Below are 15,393 nucleotides of genomic sequence, written 5' to 3'. Positions count from 1 at the left end.
TACAAGTAGTAGCGAGGGGAGTGACCATGACAGCGCAAACGCTGACAACGACGTCGGCAGGTGCATCGACCGCAGTACGTGACAACCAGGACGACGTATCTGCCGGTCCGTTGCTGCCCGTCGACGACCATTTCTACGACGCCCCGGCGGATCTCGGTGACTACCGGCCCGGTGAGGTGATCCGGTCACGACAGGTCGAGCTCAAGAACTTCTGGGCGTCGAATCATCAGGCGTGGCAGCTGCTCTATCGATCGACCGACCTCGACGGCAACCCCGATGCGACTGTCACGACGGTCGTCGTGCCCGATCGCACCAAGCATCCGAATCCGGCGCTGTTGTCGTTCCAGTGCGCGATCGACGCCGTGACGTCGCAGTGTTTCCCGTCGTATGCCCTGCAGAAGGGTGCCGACGCGTCGCGCGCCGTCGCACCGTTCGAGTTCATGGTGGTGCGTCGTGCGCTCTCGAAGGGTTGGGCGGTCTCGATCCCCGACCACGAGGGTGCCAAGGGAGCATGGGGTGCGCCCCGTGAGCCGGGTTACCGTGCGTTGGACGGCATTCGGGCCGCGCTGGCGTTCGAGCCTCTCGGCCTCGAAGCGACGGCATCGATCGGAATGTGGGGATACTCGGGCGGCGGACTCGCCACATCGTGGGCCGCCGAGATGGCTCCGGACTATGCGCCCGAGCTGAATATCGTTGGTGCCGTTCTCGGTTCGCCCGTCGGCGACATGGCGTCGACGCTACTACGGCTCAACGGCGGCCTGCACGCAGGGCTTCCGATCCTCGTGGTGGCCGGCTTGCGTAGGGTCTATCCCGCGCTCGAACGCATGATCACCGAGCACGCAACGGAATTCGGGCGCCGCAGCCTCGACGAGGCCGCCACTCTTCCGACGCTCGCGGCGATCCGGCGCTTCCGCAACCACGATCTCGACGACTACTTCGACATCCCGCTCGCCGACGTGCTGGCGGATCCGGGCGTCGTGAAGATGATGGACGACCTGCAACTCGGTACACACGCGCCTGCCGTGCCGCTGCTGGTCATGCAGGCAGTGCACGATGAGGTGATCGACGCTGCCGACGTCGACGCGCAGGCGCAGCGGTACCGTGATCTCGGCGTGCCCGTCACCTACGTGCGCGACCTTGTCACAGAACACTATTCGCTGTTGCCGCTCTCAGGACCCCTCGCGGTCAGCTGGCTGACCCATCGACTCGACGGCCGGCCGGGCGAGGACAAGACGATCACTGCGATTGCCGGTCAGCGGGTGTCGCTGTCCAGGTCACGGTGACCGGGACCTCGTCGTCCCACGGCTGACGGGTCACCAGGTCCGCGACACGGACATAGCCTCGCTCGAATTCTCCTGTGGCAGCGTCGATCAGGCGATACTGCTGAGTCTGCCTGTGAATGGGCTGGGCGTCGACGAGCACGATACGGACCTCGCCCGGCTCGAACCCGCAGCGCTTCTGTAGCGACGCGATGAGTTGCTCGTTGGAGAGGTGGCCGTCGCCGAAGTTCCAGCCCATGGCCGTCGAACAGATGCGTTCGCCGTCTGTGAGCATGTAGTTCGATTCGTCGTGCCCGCCCATCGCGCGGTGGGCGAGCGTGAACAACGCACGCCCGTGACTGTTGAAGGCGCGGAACGCATATCCCATGTACAACGCCACCTGCGCTGCCTCCGGGCTACCGTAGATCCGCTGTAGCTGAGACGCCGGCAGAGCCGCGATCGCGACCACGTTCTTCTCCAACTTCTCCGACGCCGACGGCGTCATGCACCAGATCCCGGTGTCCCAATTGCCCGCGTAGTAGCGCATTCCCGGTAGGAATGACACCTTGCGCGGGAGGAGGTTTCCGATCACCACGGTGCCCGCCACCACGACGAACAGCAGGGCAACCCACCACGGCTGCTCGAGGTCGGCGAGGCCGAGATCGGCGTGGCCGACGAAGAGTGCGAGAACTCCGAACATCATGAAGACGTTCCACTCCAACGGAACTCCCATAGGAATGGAACTCAGAATGCCGAAGTGGAAGATCAGCATGATCGCCGCAGCAATCCACGTGAGCCATCCGCCATGGGAGAAGAACAGCACGATCGGCACGAGACCCTCGACCGCAGTGGAGAAGTGAGCGATCCACCGCGACGGCCTACCCGGCCGCAGGTCGTCCGGAAAGTCTTCGAAGAACAGTCGTTTCATCTTCGGAGACCGGATGACCGCGTTGTTCGACATCATGGTCGCGATCACAAACGGGAAGTGCTTGTTCAGCTTCGACGTTGCGGCGCCGAGCCAGATCACCAGAAAGATGACCTTGGCCGCGACGATCATGTCGACACCGGTGAGCAGGAACGTCACACACAGCGCGCCGTACACCTCGCCGCGCGCGGCGAGGAAGATTGTCTTGTCGCGCAACCCGATCAGCGCGAGAAGTGCGAGAATCGTCCAGATCTCCCATAGCGGCAACGCGCCGGTTGCCGTATCCAGATCGGTGAGTGGCCTACTACCCGGGCTGATGAGTGCGACGACCAGCATCACGAGAAGTGCTGCGTAGAGCGCGATGTCGACCGGCCCGCGCACATCGCCGCGCGTCAGTGGCACACGTGAAGGCCACGGTGGCTGACGAATTGTCCTGGGGCGCAACCAGTACAGAATCGAGCCCAGCGGCGGGAAGAAGCGGTTGTTGAGCGGGCCGAAGCCGCAACCGAGGCCGATGACCTCGAACAACATCGTGTAGAGCACGACCTTCTGGAAGACGACCGGCTCGTTGTACCACGACGCGACGTCGAAGAACCCGCCGATGCCCGGCGTCGCCGCGACGATCGCCCAGCCGACGAATACGTAAGCCAGGATCTTGCCGACGTAGAACAGGTGCAAGACAATGGGCGTGCCGAACCCGACCTCGGCCCACTGGCGCGCCATCGGCCGGATCTTCTCGGCTCGGGAACCCTGACTCCATGTCGGGAAGTCGACGTCGGGTCTGGTCTGTGTGATGAACCCCAATGTTCCGCCCTCACTGCCGATGGGTGCCGCAGCCTGGACGGTAACAAACCAAGCGAATGCTTGGTTGGGGTTCAGGGGTTTCCGACGCCGCTCATGCGTTGCGGTAGGGACGGAAGAACGTGCGCAGTTCGGTGGCGTAGCTCTCCGGCACCTCGAACGGCGCGAAGTGCCCGCCGCGAGCAGGCTCGGAGTGATACACCGTGTTCGCCGTACGCTCCAACCAGGCGCGGGGCGGTCGAACAACATCGCCACCGAAGATCGAGAACCCGGACGGGACGTCGACGTATCGCATACGGTCCTCGACCGGTATGGCCGCGTTGGCTCGGTATGTGCGGATCGACGATCCGATCGTGTTGGTGACCCAGTATTGCGTGACGAGCGTGAGGATTTCGTCTCGCGTGTAGATGCTGTCCAGGTCGCCGTCGCAGTCGCTCCACGACCGCAGCTTCTCGACGATCCACGACGCCACGCCGACCGGTGAATCGGCCAGGCCGATCGCGGCAGTCTGAGGTTTGGTGCTGTGCATCGCCGCATACGCGCCCTCGGTGGCCGACCAGCGCGCGGCGTCGTCGATCCAGGCGATCTCCTCGGGACTCAACGTTGACCTGTCGATGGTCGCGGGAGGTAGCCCGGCGTCGGTGCGATGCACCGCGACGACGCGGTCAGGCTGGGCGAGTGCGAGATAGCGGGCCACGTGGCTGCCCATGTCGCCGCCCGCGACGCCGTACCGCTCGTACCCGAGTAAGTGCATCAGTTGACCCCACATGCGCGCGATGTCTCGTGTGTCGGGCGTCGGCCCGCTGGGATGACTTGAGTATCCGAACCCAGGCATGTCGGGAACGATCAACGTGAAGGCGTCGGCCGGATCGGCGCCATGTGCGGCGGGGTCGGTGAGGAGCGGGATGACCTTCAGGAATCTCCAGAAGCAGTCGGGCCAGCCGTGGGCCAGCAGGACGGGAAATGCCGCGTCGGGGTCGGATGCAGGGCTGTGGATGACGTGGATGTCGAGGCCGTCGATAGTGGCCGTGAAGTGAGGCAATTCGGCGATCGTTGATTCGAATGCGGCCCAGTCGAAATCCGTGCGCCAGTAGTCGGCGAGATCGCGCACATACGACACATCAGTACCCATCGACCATCCACTGCCTTCCGGAGCGTCGGTCCACCGAGTGGTGCGGAGGCGTCGTCGAAGATCGTCGACTACGGCCGGGTCGGTGTGTGGAGTGAACGGCCGAATAGCGCTGGTGGCTGCCATGAACCAAGGGTAGGAGGTGCACGACGTGTCGTTGCTCGATGATCGACAGGGGGCGGACATTTGCGACAACCCGCGATTCATCAGACTTGATCGTCTTTACGGGCGTACCGTGTCGCCTGTACCAGCGACAACCCAATGGAGTGTCCCCATTGTCTGATGCCCTGGAAACCGTGAAGAAGTACGTCCCCGACGCCGACCCTGCCGTGGTCGAGAAGATGGCGTCGACCTATCGCCTCGCGCTGCAGAACGCCGACGCCGCTCTGGTGTCGGCAAGCGATCCCGCAGAACTCAAAACCGTGCGCGAGAACTTCCTGAAGAAGAAGCTCGGTCTGACAGAAACCGACGCCTACCTCGACAATGCGATCAAGGACGTGCTCGCGGAGATGAAGGACGGCAAGTCCAATCCGCGGCTCGCCGTGTACTACAAGCTCGCTGACAAGTTCGGCAAACTCGGCGTGTTCAAGTAGCGCTGTTCACCTGGTTTCCGTCTTCGGCGTCGACGTCTTCGTGGGAAGTCGTCGACGCCGAACGCGTGCAGGCGCCAATCCGGTTATCGGGCCGTGAGTCACCCGGCACGTCGGAGGGCGTTGAGATGCAACAGCATCCGAAGGCTGCTCTCAGGTCGCGTTGAGAGCGTGGCAAGGGTCGACGGGCAGAGTCGAAGACATGCACGAGACATCCACAGACCCCAACTCGCCGACCGAGATGTTCGCGGTTCCGACGTCGCATCGTGGCATCGGTCCGAGTACGCGCACCGAGCGGTTCCCGAGTTTGCGCGAGAACAGGGATCTTCCGACGCCCCTGCGCGACGAACTGGTCTCGCTACTCGGTTCGCACGGCTCCGACCCCGCTCGACGTCTCGGGCTCTCGCCCGACAGCGACCCGCGTGAGATCGCCGCAACAGCGCGCAGGATGTCGCAGGTGTGGCGCGAACGCTCGACCGATCCGCAGATGACATCCCGCGCGAAGAAGTTGTGCGGCATTGCGGCCGAGACCTGTGACGAGATCGTGCACGATATCGACAGTGCGCTCACGGACGGCCGAGACTCTCCAGCGCGACGCTCGCATCCGAACTCGCTGCCGACAGTCCTTCGCGCGCAAGCCGATTGGTCTCGTTCTGGACGAGCTCGTTGACCGGCGTCGCAATGCCATGGAGTCGACCGAGCAGCGCGATCTCGCCTGACAGATAGTCGGTTTCGACGCTGCCCGACCCACGCGCGACGCTCTGCCAGGTCGAACTGCCGAATGAAGCCTCTCCGGTGTCACGACGGATGATGGCATCGCCGCGCCGCTGCTTGTCGGTGGCCTCGGAGACGACATCGATGCCCGCCGCCGCAATGACCTCCTCACCTTCGGCTCGCGCGCGTCGGACAAGTTCATCGAAGGCGTCGCCGTCGTTGCGGTAGCTGGCGTCGATTCCGTTGACCAGGTTCATGATCAGTTTTCGATACTTCCACGCCATGATGTCGGGGCGTGGCTCGGAGAGGAACGTCGCGGCACGCAGCGCGGACGAAATAGATTGCGCCGCTTCGTCGATACCCGACGGATAACGCCCGATGTCGAGGATGCCGGGCCTGTTCGATGACGCCTGAACCACGACGCCGAGCTCGAGATGCAGGGCGGGCAGCATCACGCACAGCGAGTAGACACGTGGAAAGACGCGAAGCAACTCGCGTTCATTGGCGACGCCGTTCTGCGCCGATACGACCGGGGTGTCGAGAGGCATGTGCGCTCGAAGGTCGGCGATCGCCGCGGCGGTCTGTTGCGACTTGACGGCGAGGAGCGTGACGGAGTCGTCGCTCCAGTCCACTTCCGAGGCGTTTGACGCAAGCGTGGCCGAAACGGATTGGCGTCCTTCGGCGGTGTCGAGGACGAGTCCGTTCTCACACATCGCGCGCAGGTGATCGCCGCGCGCGACCAAGGTGGTGTCTGCCCCGGAAAGTGCCAGGTGAGCACCGATGACGCCGCCGATGGCCCCTGCACCGTAGATGACGAATCGCATGGTTCTCAGCGTAGGTGCGAGGCAGCTAGGTCGGCGATTGTGTGTTTCCGGTGCCGTCAAGTGAGCACGCGTCTGCCGCCGCTACGACGGTGGGCGCGGACAGCACTTGCGCGTAGCGTGAAAACCATGACTAATGACAACACCGAATTCGAGCACATCGGCGAGCTGATCTCCAAGGGTCGCGTCGCATTCGTCACCACCAGCGAGTCCGACGGTCGATTGCTGAGCCGACCACTCGCTGTGCTGGACCGGAAGTTCGACGGCGATCTGTACTTCTTCACCGTCGACCCGTCGCCCAAGACCGGCCAGATTGCCGAGGATTCACACGTCAACGTGAGCCTGCAGGCCGACGACAACTATCTCTCGATCGCCGGCACAGCGTCGGTGACCCACGATCAGAAGCTGATCGACGAGCTCTGGAACTCTCACGCAGAGGCCTGGTTTGAGAAGGGCCGCGAAGACCCGGGCGTCGCACTGTTGAAGGTGCACGCCGACTCCGCCGAGTACTGGACCCTGGACAGCCCCAAACCCGTTGCGCTGCTGAAGTATGCGAAAGCGATTGTGTCGGGCGAGCAGCCAGACGTCGCCACCAACGCGTCGGTTGATCTCTGAGTCGCTGATCGTAGTGCCAAAGAAGTTGGCCTAGAACAGAACTCGGGCTCGCTGCATTCGCTGTCAGAAGATGACGGTGTAAATGTAGTTCATGAGGTCGGTGTAGAAGTTCCACAACACTGTGAACATGACGGCTCCTTTCTTCGACGGCCCGCTATCCGCGTGACCAGATGGGACTCGTCTTCTCAGAGTGCGCGTGGCTTTAGCACGAAACAAGGGGCTACGGCGAGGCGAGCCGCCTGACCTGCGGGAATAAGGCCCGAACTTCATCCGAAGGCAGTACGACCGCTGATCTTTGGGGCGTGCAAATGACTAGCTGGAGCAAGGTGGGGCGAGTCAGTCGATTCCCAGCCGTCGCGCGACGTCGGGTCCGCCGACTGTCCGCACGAACTCGGGATCGCCGCACACCACGAGTTGCTCGCGCGCGCGTGACAGCCCGACATACAACCGTTCCGTCGACCGGTCTCTCGCCTGGGACTCGTTGAGCGCCAAAACAATCACTCGACGCTCCAGACCCTTGAATCCGAGTACGTGCCCGTAGAACACCTGCTCGTCGTCCCAGAACGTCGCCCAGTACGACGCGTTGCCCTCGGCTTGCCGCTCGATCTGTTCCGGGTGGCGACTGCCTGTGGTGAGTAGCGCGATGTCTTCGGCACGCCAGCCCTCGTCGAGTAGCGCGTCGATCTGGTCGTCTGCGGCTTCGAGGGCTTCCTCCGCAGTGCACGCGACGAATCGGATGTCGGGGCCTTCGCCGCCCTTCAGTTGCATACGTTGTCCGACAAGCGAACTGAATGTGCTCGCGATCTGACGTGTGTTGCGTAGGTTGTGATCGAGGACGATGGGCACGAGTGGAACGGGTGGCGAACCCTGTCGGTCGAAGACGCGCTGAGCCTCGTCGCTGAATACGTAGATGCCGCCGGTGTCCTGATCGCGCAGGCTTGCCAGCAACGGCGGCCACCACTCGTCGGCGAAATCCTGCGCCTCGTCGACGAGTATCGCGTCGAATCGCTTGCCGGGTGGGAGGGCTTCGGCGAGATCGTGCATCTGTTGTGGCAGTTCATGTTCCCAGAACTGCGACGCCGCTTCGGTGCGCACCGATTCGTCAGGCCCGGCGGCGGCGCCCCACTGCATACCGAGGTCGTGGAACTCACCGACGTAGGCCGGACGGTCCTTACGCTTCCACGCCGTCGTGATGCGCGTGAGGTACGACGCCAGTCCGTGTGAGTAACAGACCAGCGCCACGCGCTGCCCTGCACGCGTGAGGCGACGCGCCTGCTCGAGTGCGAGGAAGGTCTTGCCGCTGCCCGCGCCACCGCGGATCTCCACGCGCGGTAGTTGGTCGATGGCCCGCAGAATGACGGCTTGATTCGCAGTGAGGGCGTCGGCGACGCCTTCGTTCTCGATCGCTCGCGCGACGACATCGCGCTGTGGAAGACCCCGACCGCCGAGCGTCGTCTCGAGTTGTTCGATGCCGACAGCGTCGAGAAACCGTACATCGGTTCCCCTCTGCAACAACACTCTTCGGACGAGAGGCATGATCTGATCGAGCTGCGTGCGGTCGATGATCTTCCACCGCGGACACTCAGGCAGTGCGAAGTCTGAGGGGATTTCGGTGTGCGGGAAGACCACGAAGTGGTCCCAGCGTCGACGCCCCTGTGTCCATCGTGGATCGGATTCGACGAACTCACGCAGTGCGTAGCAGCTATCCAACGCCTGCTTGACAGGAGTGATCTCTTTCGGCGGTCGGCCGGTTCGCGCCTGCCACCACGACTCGCCGTCGTGCCATACTTCGCCACCCTTGACTTCGAGGCAGGCGATCCCGGCGCCCTCGATGGCCACCACGAGATCGATCTCGTGGTCTTTGTCGTGGTCGGTAACGCGTTGGTTCGCGATGAGGAGGTCGGCGTCGAGGAGTTGTTCATTCAGCAGCCGCCAGACCGACTCCTCGGTACTCGACGCGAAGCGGGGCGACGGCGGGATCGTGTGCGGCATGCGTCAACTCTCTCGGTCGGTCTTGTGCGCGGGGCAACTCACCGGGAGTGTCGCAGGTGAGCCCGACATCGCGGACACCGGGTGCCGCGCAGAAACTCGGGGGAAGAACTCTTCCTCGGGTTGTTGGCTTCCTCGAGAAGTTCCGCGCGGAAAGCGACGAGACCCACGGAAAGATCCCTTCCCCTACTTTCCGCGCCGCCGGTGCGGCTGCTCGACGACCCTCGACTACCGACGGCGATCCTCAGAGTTCGACGTCCCAACGCCCGAAGTCGACACGCTTGAGTGGCTGAATGTGTTTGGCGCCCAACCAGATCGGCGTCGTATCGGGTTGTGTGGAGTACAGGCCGTGCGACGCTGCCTCGACCCTGCCGTACTGACTCGGCCAGCGGATCTCGCCGGCGAGAGCGTCGATGACGTCTTGTCCCCGGTCGAGCGCGCGGATGACATACGCGGGCGCGGGCAGGACGTCGGATTTGCTTGTGTTGCAACTCGGGCACGCCAGGACGAGGTTGGCGAGGCCGTCGATTCCGACGCGCGACCACGGGAGGACATGGTCGACGTGGCGGCTGGTGCGCAAGTGAGCGTTGCAGTAGAAGCAATCGTTGCCGAAGTGTTCGGCGAGGATGCCTGCGGGGCGGGTGAGCGAGACGCGTTCGGTGCCGAAGAGGTGGTCGGCGATGTCGGGGCCGTCGTCGAGGATGTCGCGGTTCATATGCCGGACGTCGTCGACCCAGGCGAGTTGGAACGCGGGTTTCACCAGGGGTGCCAATCGCGCGAGGGTGTGGCAGACGCCCGCGAACAGCACGAGGCGGTTGCCGTGATCGGCGATGGCGCGAGTCGAAGCCTTGCCCATCCACGCGTCGTCGTAGAGGAAGCACTCGTGCGAGCCCGTGCCGACCTGCTGAAGCAGGTGCAGTGGATAGCGCACGAGATTCTTCTTGACCTTTGTGTGCGCCACTGAATACGCCTCGGGTGCAGCCAGTTTGGCGCTCTCGATCGGCATCTCACGCAGGCTCGGCGTACTGCAGTGTTCGCGTAGAGTGACCAGCGCGTCGAACACCACACCGCGCCCGTCGCGCGACTGCCGGAGAGTGACGTGGTCCTTCTCGCTGAGCGGGCGTAGCTGGGTCCAGTACTGGGCCATGACGCGGTCGGTCAGGTCGTCGAGGTCGATCGGGACTTCCGCGCTGGGATCGTCGGGGACGGATTCGACGGCGAGGTCGAGGAGCGCGACCATCACGGCGAGCTTGTACGTGGACGTCCGCCGACCACCCTCGAGCACAGCGACGAGCTGCTGGCCGAGCGTCAGGGGGTCCGTGGGCACGGGGTTGAGTGTAGTGAGCCGAGGTCTGCGCAGCGATCAGTCTGCGATCATCGCATGGTGCGCGTACAAGCGAGTGTGGCTCTCCTGCGGATGAGTGCCGTGGTTCTTGCGTGCTGCCTCAGTGGTTGCTGCGCGACGCAGAGTACGGACGCGGGCTATTCGTCCACGGTGTCGGCGGCGACTGGCGCGTCGTCGAAGGCGTCCTGTTCTCCTGTTGTGGTGGCGCTCGACCCGGGCCACAACCCCGTGCGTGTCGACGGATTCGACCCCGTGACCGGAGCGTCGCAGATCGACTACCCCAACGGCGCCGAGGACGCGAACGTGTTCGAGGTCACCACCGACGTGCGAGAGCTTCTGCAACACAACGGATATGACGTGGTGATGCTGAAACGTGCTGTCACAGAAAACGTTACGTATCGGCAGCGGGTCGACCGCGCGGTCACGGCGCACGCACGTGTCGCGATCAGTATTCACACGAGTCCCGGCGCAAATGACGTGTTCGTACAGCGCGTGGGGTTGTATCGCGAGGGAGTAGGAGCCGACGGCGCGACGCTGCGCATCACCTACCGCAACGAGGCAACAGCTGCCGCCAGTCAGCGCTATGGCCAGGCGATAGCAAGCGCTCGCACCCGGACGGAAGGAGTGCCGGTCATGTTGACCGACAACGACTTTGGGGGTCGCGCGCCGCTATGGACCGGCAATATCCCGATGATCGCGCTGATGTCCGACCGTGTGCCCTGGGTCTACAACGAGTTCGGACTCGACGACGCAGGCGGGTCGACGCCCCTTCCGTCGACGTGGCTCTCGAGGTACGCGCGGGGCATTGCCGACGATGTGCGGACCGCGCTTCACGTGGACGGGCACGGGTGCGCGGTGTGAGCCGATCTGTGGTCAGCAGGGGCTGGGTTCACCGATCTTGACCGCGGACAACACGGCCTCTCCCTCTGTGACAGGCGCGCCCGCGGATGGAGTCTGCGCGACGACGATCCAATTGCTGTCGACCACCTGCCTGCGTCCCTGGCCCGTCGCGTCCTTGCTGCGTGAGTAGAAGACGCCGGCTTCCTGGATGGTGTTCTGTGCTTCCTGGAGGTTCATGCAGACGACGTTCGGCATGGCAGCTGCCTTGGGTTCGGTGGTCGCCGGTGCCGCGGCAGGAGCTTTCGGAGTTGTTGTTGCCGTTGTTGTTTCGGTGACCTCGGCGGGTTGCGACGTGGTCACTTCTGCCGTCGTGGTGGTAGTGGTCGTCGTTGTTGGTTCCGAGCTCGAACCACTGCATGCGGTAAGGCCGAGTACTCCAGCGGCCACGAGTGCGCAGAGCGCGAGATGACCCTGTGTGCGAACGTGCTTCATCAGTCCTCCGACGGATAGTGTGTGACGACCCCCGACGTCAGATACTGGTAAACGTACGCATGCCTACCGACGCTATGTCCGATTCCGGATCGATTGGTCCGATCGGGGGACACAGACTCACTCCTCTGCGCCCGCGCCCTTCTTCCGACGCCGCGGAGCCGCTGAGCGAGGTGGGACCTGCCGCATGTGGTCGCGTGTGCGGGTAAGGATGTCGGCCAGCGACTCGATATCGGCGCGCGAGAGAGGTGCGAGCAGCATGTCGTTGAGGATCGCGATGTGGCCGGGGAAGACCTTCGCGAGAACGGCGCGGCCGTCGTCGGTGAGCGACACGTCAATGCTGCGCTCGTCGTCGGTCGACGGTGTGCGGGTCACGAGGCCGCGCTTCTCCAAGACCTGCGCCTGGTAGGTCATGCCGCTGCGGCTGTAGACGACGCCGTCGGCGAGATCGGTCATTCGTCGGCTGCCGGTCGGTGAATCACCCAGCGTCGCGAGTAACTGGAACTGGATGTAGCTGAGGCCTCCGACGTCTCGAAGCTGTTGTTCCACCGCATGTTTCAACAGGCTGGTGCTTTCGATGAGCCCGAAGTAGGCGGCGAGTTCGGTCGGGTCGATCCCGGGCTGCGGTGGCACCTCTCGAATCTATCATCTTGCTTCTAACTCGAAGCACTTGCTTTGAATTCGAAGTAAGTATACCGTCGTCGTCAGGTGCTTCAAATTCGAAGCACCACCGACGAGGAGGACATCATGAAGGCTGTACGGTTTCACGAAACGGGTGGTCCCGAGGTTCTGTGCTACGAAGACGTCGAGACTCCGACGGCAGGTCCGGGTGCAGTGCGAATCCGGGTCGCGGGCTCGGCGTTCAACCCCGCGGATGGCGGTCTGCGCGGCGGATTCCTCCCGATCCCGATCACGCTCCCGCACACCCCGGGTTACGACGTCTCGGGCACGGTCGACGAGGTGGGCGAGGGTGTCACCAGCCTGAACGTCGGCGACAGCGTCGTCGGATTCATTCCAATGGACGCCGACGGAGCCGACGCCGAATACGTTGTGGCGCCTGCTGATTCACTCGTGGCAGCGCCGACGACGATTCCGCTCACCGACGCTGCTGGCCTACCGTCCGTGGCGCTCACCGCGTATCAGGCGTTGTTCGAAGCGGGGGAACTCAAGCCGGGCCAGCGGGTGCTGATCAACGGGGCCGGTGGTTCGGTCGGTGGATACGCCGTACAACTCGCCAAGCGTGCGGGCGCGCATGTCATCGCGACGGTGAGTCCGCGTAGCGCAGAGGCAGTGACGCGTGCCGGCGCCGACGAGATCGTCGACTACACAACCACTTCCATCCTCGACGTGGTGACCGAACCGGTCGACGTTCTGCTGAACGTCGGGCCGATCACGGAGGAGGGCTTCAAGGCGCTCGTGCCCCTGGTTCGCGACGGGGGCGTCGTGGTGTCGACGACGCCGATGGTCCCGACTCCCGGCGACGACGAGCGCGGCGTGCGTGCAGTCACCATCTTCCTCCACCCCGACGCCGCTGTGCTCACCGAACTGGTGGGCCTTGTCGACAGTGGGGATCTGAAAGTCGAAATCGCGCAGCGGGTTCCGCTACCTGAGTTGATCAAGGTGCACGAAGAGGCCGAGGCGGGCCGGCTGCGGGGTAAGGTCGTCGTGGTTCCGTTTGGTGAGGACTGAGCGCCGCGCTTCTGCAGTCGACATCAGCCAGTGCGTCAGCAAGATTCGTCTGTTCGGCCGACGCTGGGACCGCCGACGATGTACTCGGCGTCCAGTACTGTCACTCATCGATATTCGAGAGATTGGGTGAGAGATGAACAAGAAGTACTCGGCCATCGCCGGGCTGGTTGCCGGAGGCGTCGCGGCCGGGCTGGTGGGATTTGCCCCGGTTGCGTCGGCGGCTCCGTCGCCCACGCCGGTGGCGTACTACAAGAATTGTCAGGCGGCCCGTGACGCGGGCGTCGCACCGATCTACCGCGGCCAGGATGGATACCGCTCGGCACTTGATCGCGATGACGACGGCGTCGCGTGTGAGACCGGATCGCGACCAGCGCCGAAGCCGGCCCCGCAGGCGCAGCCCGCTCCGCAAGCGCTGCCAGCTCCGCAAGCTCAGCCGAAACCTCAGGCCAAGCCCCAACCCAAGCCGAAGAAGGCTCCGAAGTCGAAGCCGAATCGTGGGGGTTGGGGCTCGGTCGAGTTCTTCTCGTAGCTCGCCCCCCGCGCGGAGGGCTCGCTTCACCTACAACCGGGTGACGTCGAGTCCTCCGTCGTGGAACGTCGAGCGCAGGCGCTTCTTGTCGAACTTGCCGACGCTGGTCTTGGGAACCTCGGGAATGATGGTCCAGTTCTCCGGGAGCTGCCACTTTGCGACCTTGTCGGACAAGAACTCTCGCAACGTTTCCGGCGTCGAATCGGAACCGTCACGCAGCACGACGGCGACGAGGGGCCGCTCGTCCCACTTGGGATCGGGCACGCCGATGACGGCGGCTTCGAGGACGTCGGGGTGTCCCATGACGGCGTTTTCGAGGTCGACCGAGGAGATCCATTCGCCGCCCGACTTGATGATGTCCTTGGTTCGGTCGGTGAGTGTGAGGTAGCCGTCGGGGGTGATCGAGCCGACGTCGCCGGTGCGCAGCCAGCCGTCGTCGAACTTGTCGGCGGCGTCGACGCCGTAGTAGGCGCCGGTGATCCACGGTCCGCGGACCTCGAGTTCGCCGACGGTCTTGCCGTCGTGGGGGAGTGTTTCGCCGTTGTCGCCGATGAGTCGCGCTTCCACCGACGCCGGGAAACGACCCTGCGTGTAGCGGTAGTGCCAACGCTCGTCGCCCTCAGTGCCGGCGGGTGGTCGGGCGACGGAACCGAGAGGCGAGGTCTCGGTCATGCCCCACGCGTGCAGCACGGTGATGCCGTGGTCTTTCTCGAAGACATGCATCAACGACGGCGGCACAGCCGATCCGCCGATGAGCACGTCCTTCATGGACGAGATGTCCTGCGGATGCTGCTCCAGGTACTGGTGCAGTCCCAGCCAGATGGTCGGGACCGCGGCCGCGAAGGTGGGCTGCTCGGCGGCGAGGAGCGCGGCGAGCGGCTCGGGCTGCAGGAAGCGGTCGGGCATGATGAGCGACGCCCCGATCATGAATGCCGCATACGGCAGACCCCACGACATCGCGTGGAACTGCGGTACGACGGCGAGCGCGCGGTCGCCTTGCTTGAGCGCAGGACCATCGGTCATGCACACCTGCATGGAGTGCAGGTAGATCGAACGATGGCTGTAGGCAACACCTTTCGGGTCACCGGTGGTGCCGGAGGTGTAACACATCGCGGCGGCAGAACGCTCGTCGACCTCGGGCCAGTCGAAGTCGACGGACTTCTCGGCGATCAGCGCTTCGTACGCATGAACCTGCACGCTGTCGGGAGCGTCGACGCCGTCGGTGGACTCGCCCGTCACGATGACGTGCTTGACGGTGGTCAGCTGAGGCAATTGCGGGTTGAGCAGCGGCAGCAGTGAGGGGTCGACGATGATGACCTGATCCTCGGCGTGGTTGGCCACGTGGATGAGCTGCTCGGGGAAGAGTCGGATGTTGAGTGTGTGCAGCACCGCACCCATCGCGGGCACGGCGAGGTAGGCCTCGAGGTGCTCGGCGTTGTTCCACATGAACGTCGCGACGCGCTGGTCACCGTCGACGCCGAGCCCGCGCAGTGCGTGCGCTAACTGTGCGCAGCGTCGTCCGACCTCGGCATATGTTCGACGCCGCGCGCCGTCTCCGGTCCAGGTCACTACCTCGGCGTCGCCGTGGACCGTGCTGCCGTGGCGCAGGATCTGCGCGATCTGCAGCGGGGCGTCTTGCATGGTGCTCTGCATGGGTG

14 protein-coding genes are annotated in these 15,393 nt (G+C 64.2%); 6 read left to right on the top strand and 8 right to left on the bottom strand.

Annotation, left to right across the window (positions count from 1 at the left end; genetic code table 11):
• Window positions 1-26 precede the first annotated feature (26 nt).
• Window positions 27-1,283, top strand: coding sequence for a lipase family protein (locus tag ABW18_RS11560; protein ID WP_049699433.1), 1,257 nt, complete (start codon window positions 27-29; stop codon window positions 1,281-1,283).
• On the opposite strand, the gene ABW18_RS11555 is transcribed toward ABW18_RS11560, so the two are convergent.
• Window positions 1,237-2,988 (bottom strand): DUF3556 domain-containing protein, encoded by a 1,752-nt coding sequence (locus ABW18_RS11555; RefSeq protein ID WP_049699136.1) that lies wholly within the window; start codon window positions 2,986-2,988, stop codon window positions 1,237-1,239. The genes ABW18_RS11560 and ABW18_RS11555 overlap by 47 nt on opposite strands.
• Before the next feature lie 91 nt (window positions 2,989-3,079).
• Window positions 3,080-4,240, bottom strand: a complete 1,161-nt coding sequence (locus ABW18_RS11550) for an epoxide hydrolase family protein (protein ID WP_049699135.1) — start codon at window positions 4,238-4,240, stop codon at window positions 3,080-3,082.
• Window positions 4,241-4,389: 149 nt separating this feature from the next.
• On the opposite strand from ABW18_RS11550, the gene ABW18_RS11545 reads away from it, so the two are divergent.
• Window positions 4,390-4,707: a DUF2853 family protein gene (locus tag ABW18_RS11545; RefSeq protein WP_005207148.1), complete on the top strand. Its 318-nt coding sequence runs from the start codon at window positions 4,390-4,392 to the stop codon at window positions 4,705-4,707.
• Between the two features lie 563 nt (window positions 4,708-5,270).
• Here ABW18_RS11545 and ABW18_RS11535 read toward each other — a convergent pair.
• Window positions 5,271-6,242 carry a ketopantoate reductase family protein gene (locus tag ABW18_RS11535; RefSeq protein ID WP_049699133.1) on the bottom strand — a complete coding sequence of 324 codons (972 nt, stop codon included), beginning with the start codon at window positions 6,240-6,242 and terminating at the stop codon, window positions 5,271-5,273.
• Window positions 6,243-6,368: 126 nt separating this feature from the next.
• Between ABW18_RS11535 and ABW18_RS11530 the strand changes: the two genes are divergently transcribed.
• Window positions 6,369-6,854 carry a pyridoxamine 5'-phosphate oxidase family protein gene (locus ABW18_RS11530; RefSeq protein WP_049699432.1) on the top strand — a complete coding sequence of 162 codons (486 nt, stop codon included), beginning with the start codon at window positions 6,369-6,371 and terminating at the stop codon, window positions 6,852-6,854.
• A gap of 336 nt (window positions 6,855-7,190) precedes the next feature.
• Here ABW18_RS11530 and ABW18_RS11525 read toward each other — a convergent pair whose 3' ends face one another.
• Together ABW18_RS11525 and ABW18_RS11520 are read right to left on the bottom strand one after the other, a co-directional pair.
• Window positions 7,191-8,846: a nuclease-related domain-containing DEAD/DEAH box helicase gene (locus ABW18_RS11525; protein WP_049699132.1), complete on the bottom strand. Its 1,656-nt coding sequence runs from the start codon at window positions 8,844-8,846 to the stop codon at window positions 7,191-7,193.
• A 241-nt stretch (window positions 8,847-9,087) separates the two neighbouring features.
• Window positions 9,088-10,170, bottom strand: a complete 1,083-nt coding sequence (locus ABW18_RS11520; protein WP_049699131.1) for an HNH endonuclease — start codon at window positions 10,168-10,170, stop codon at window positions 9,088-9,090.
• Window positions 10,171-10,338: 168 nt separating this feature from the next.
• Between ABW18_RS11520 and ABW18_RS11515 the strand changes: the two genes are divergently transcribed.
• Complete coding sequence (locus ABW18_RS11515) at window positions 10,339-11,049, top strand: N-acetylmuramoyl-L-alanine amidase (RefSeq protein WP_235434357.1); 711 nt, start codon at window positions 10,339-10,341, stop codon at window positions 11,047-11,049.
• A 12-nt stretch (window positions 11,050-11,061) separates the two neighbouring features.
• Here ABW18_RS11515 and ABW18_RS11510 read toward each other — a convergent pair whose 3' ends face one another.
• Both ABW18_RS11510 and ABW18_RS11505 read right to left on the bottom strand, forming a co-directional pair.
• A complete protein-coding gene (locus ABW18_RS11510; RefSeq protein WP_235434356.1) occupies window positions 11,062-11,388 on the bottom strand; it encodes a PASTA domain-containing protein in 327 nt (108 codons plus the stop codon).
• Window positions 11,389-11,637: 249 nt separating this feature from the next.
• Window positions 11,638-12,150, bottom strand: a complete 513-nt coding sequence (locus tag ABW18_RS11505) for a MarR family winged helix-turn-helix transcriptional regulator (protein ID WP_152930074.1) — start codon at window positions 12,148-12,150, stop codon at window positions 11,638-11,640.
• A gap of 114 nt (window positions 12,151-12,264) precedes the next feature.
• Between ABW18_RS11505 and ABW18_RS11500 the strand changes: the two genes are divergently transcribed.
• Window positions 12,265-13,206, top strand: a complete 942-nt coding sequence (locus ABW18_RS11500; RefSeq protein WP_049699431.1) for an NADP-dependent oxidoreductase — start codon at window positions 12,265-12,267, stop codon at window positions 13,204-13,206.
• A gap of 133 nt (window positions 13,207-13,339) precedes the next feature.
• Window positions 13,340-13,735: an excalibur calcium-binding domain-containing protein gene (locus tag ABW18_RS22995; protein ID WP_083444377.1), complete on the top strand. Its 396-nt coding sequence runs from the start codon at window positions 13,340-13,342 to the stop codon at window positions 13,733-13,735.
• Window positions 13,736-13,765: 30 nt separating this feature from the next.
• Here ABW18_RS22995 and ABW18_RS11490 read toward each other — a convergent pair whose 3' ends face one another.
• The gene (locus ABW18_RS11490) at window positions 13,766-15,388 is read right to left on the bottom strand and encodes a long-chain fatty acid--CoA ligase (RefSeq protein WP_049699127.1); all 1,623 of its coding nucleotides are present in this window, start codon (window positions 15,386-15,388) and stop codon (window positions 13,766-13,768) included.
• Window positions 15,389-15,393 lie beyond the last annotated feature (5 nt).

The organism is Gordonia jacobaea (assembly GCF_001186365.1).
Taxonomy (GTDB): Bacteria; Actinomycetota; Actinomycetes; order Mycobacteriales; family Mycobacteriaceae; genus Gordonia; species Gordonia jacobaea.
The sequence above is the reverse complement of the archived record's forward strand: the minus strand, read 5'-3'. Positions and strand labels throughout refer to the sequence as shown.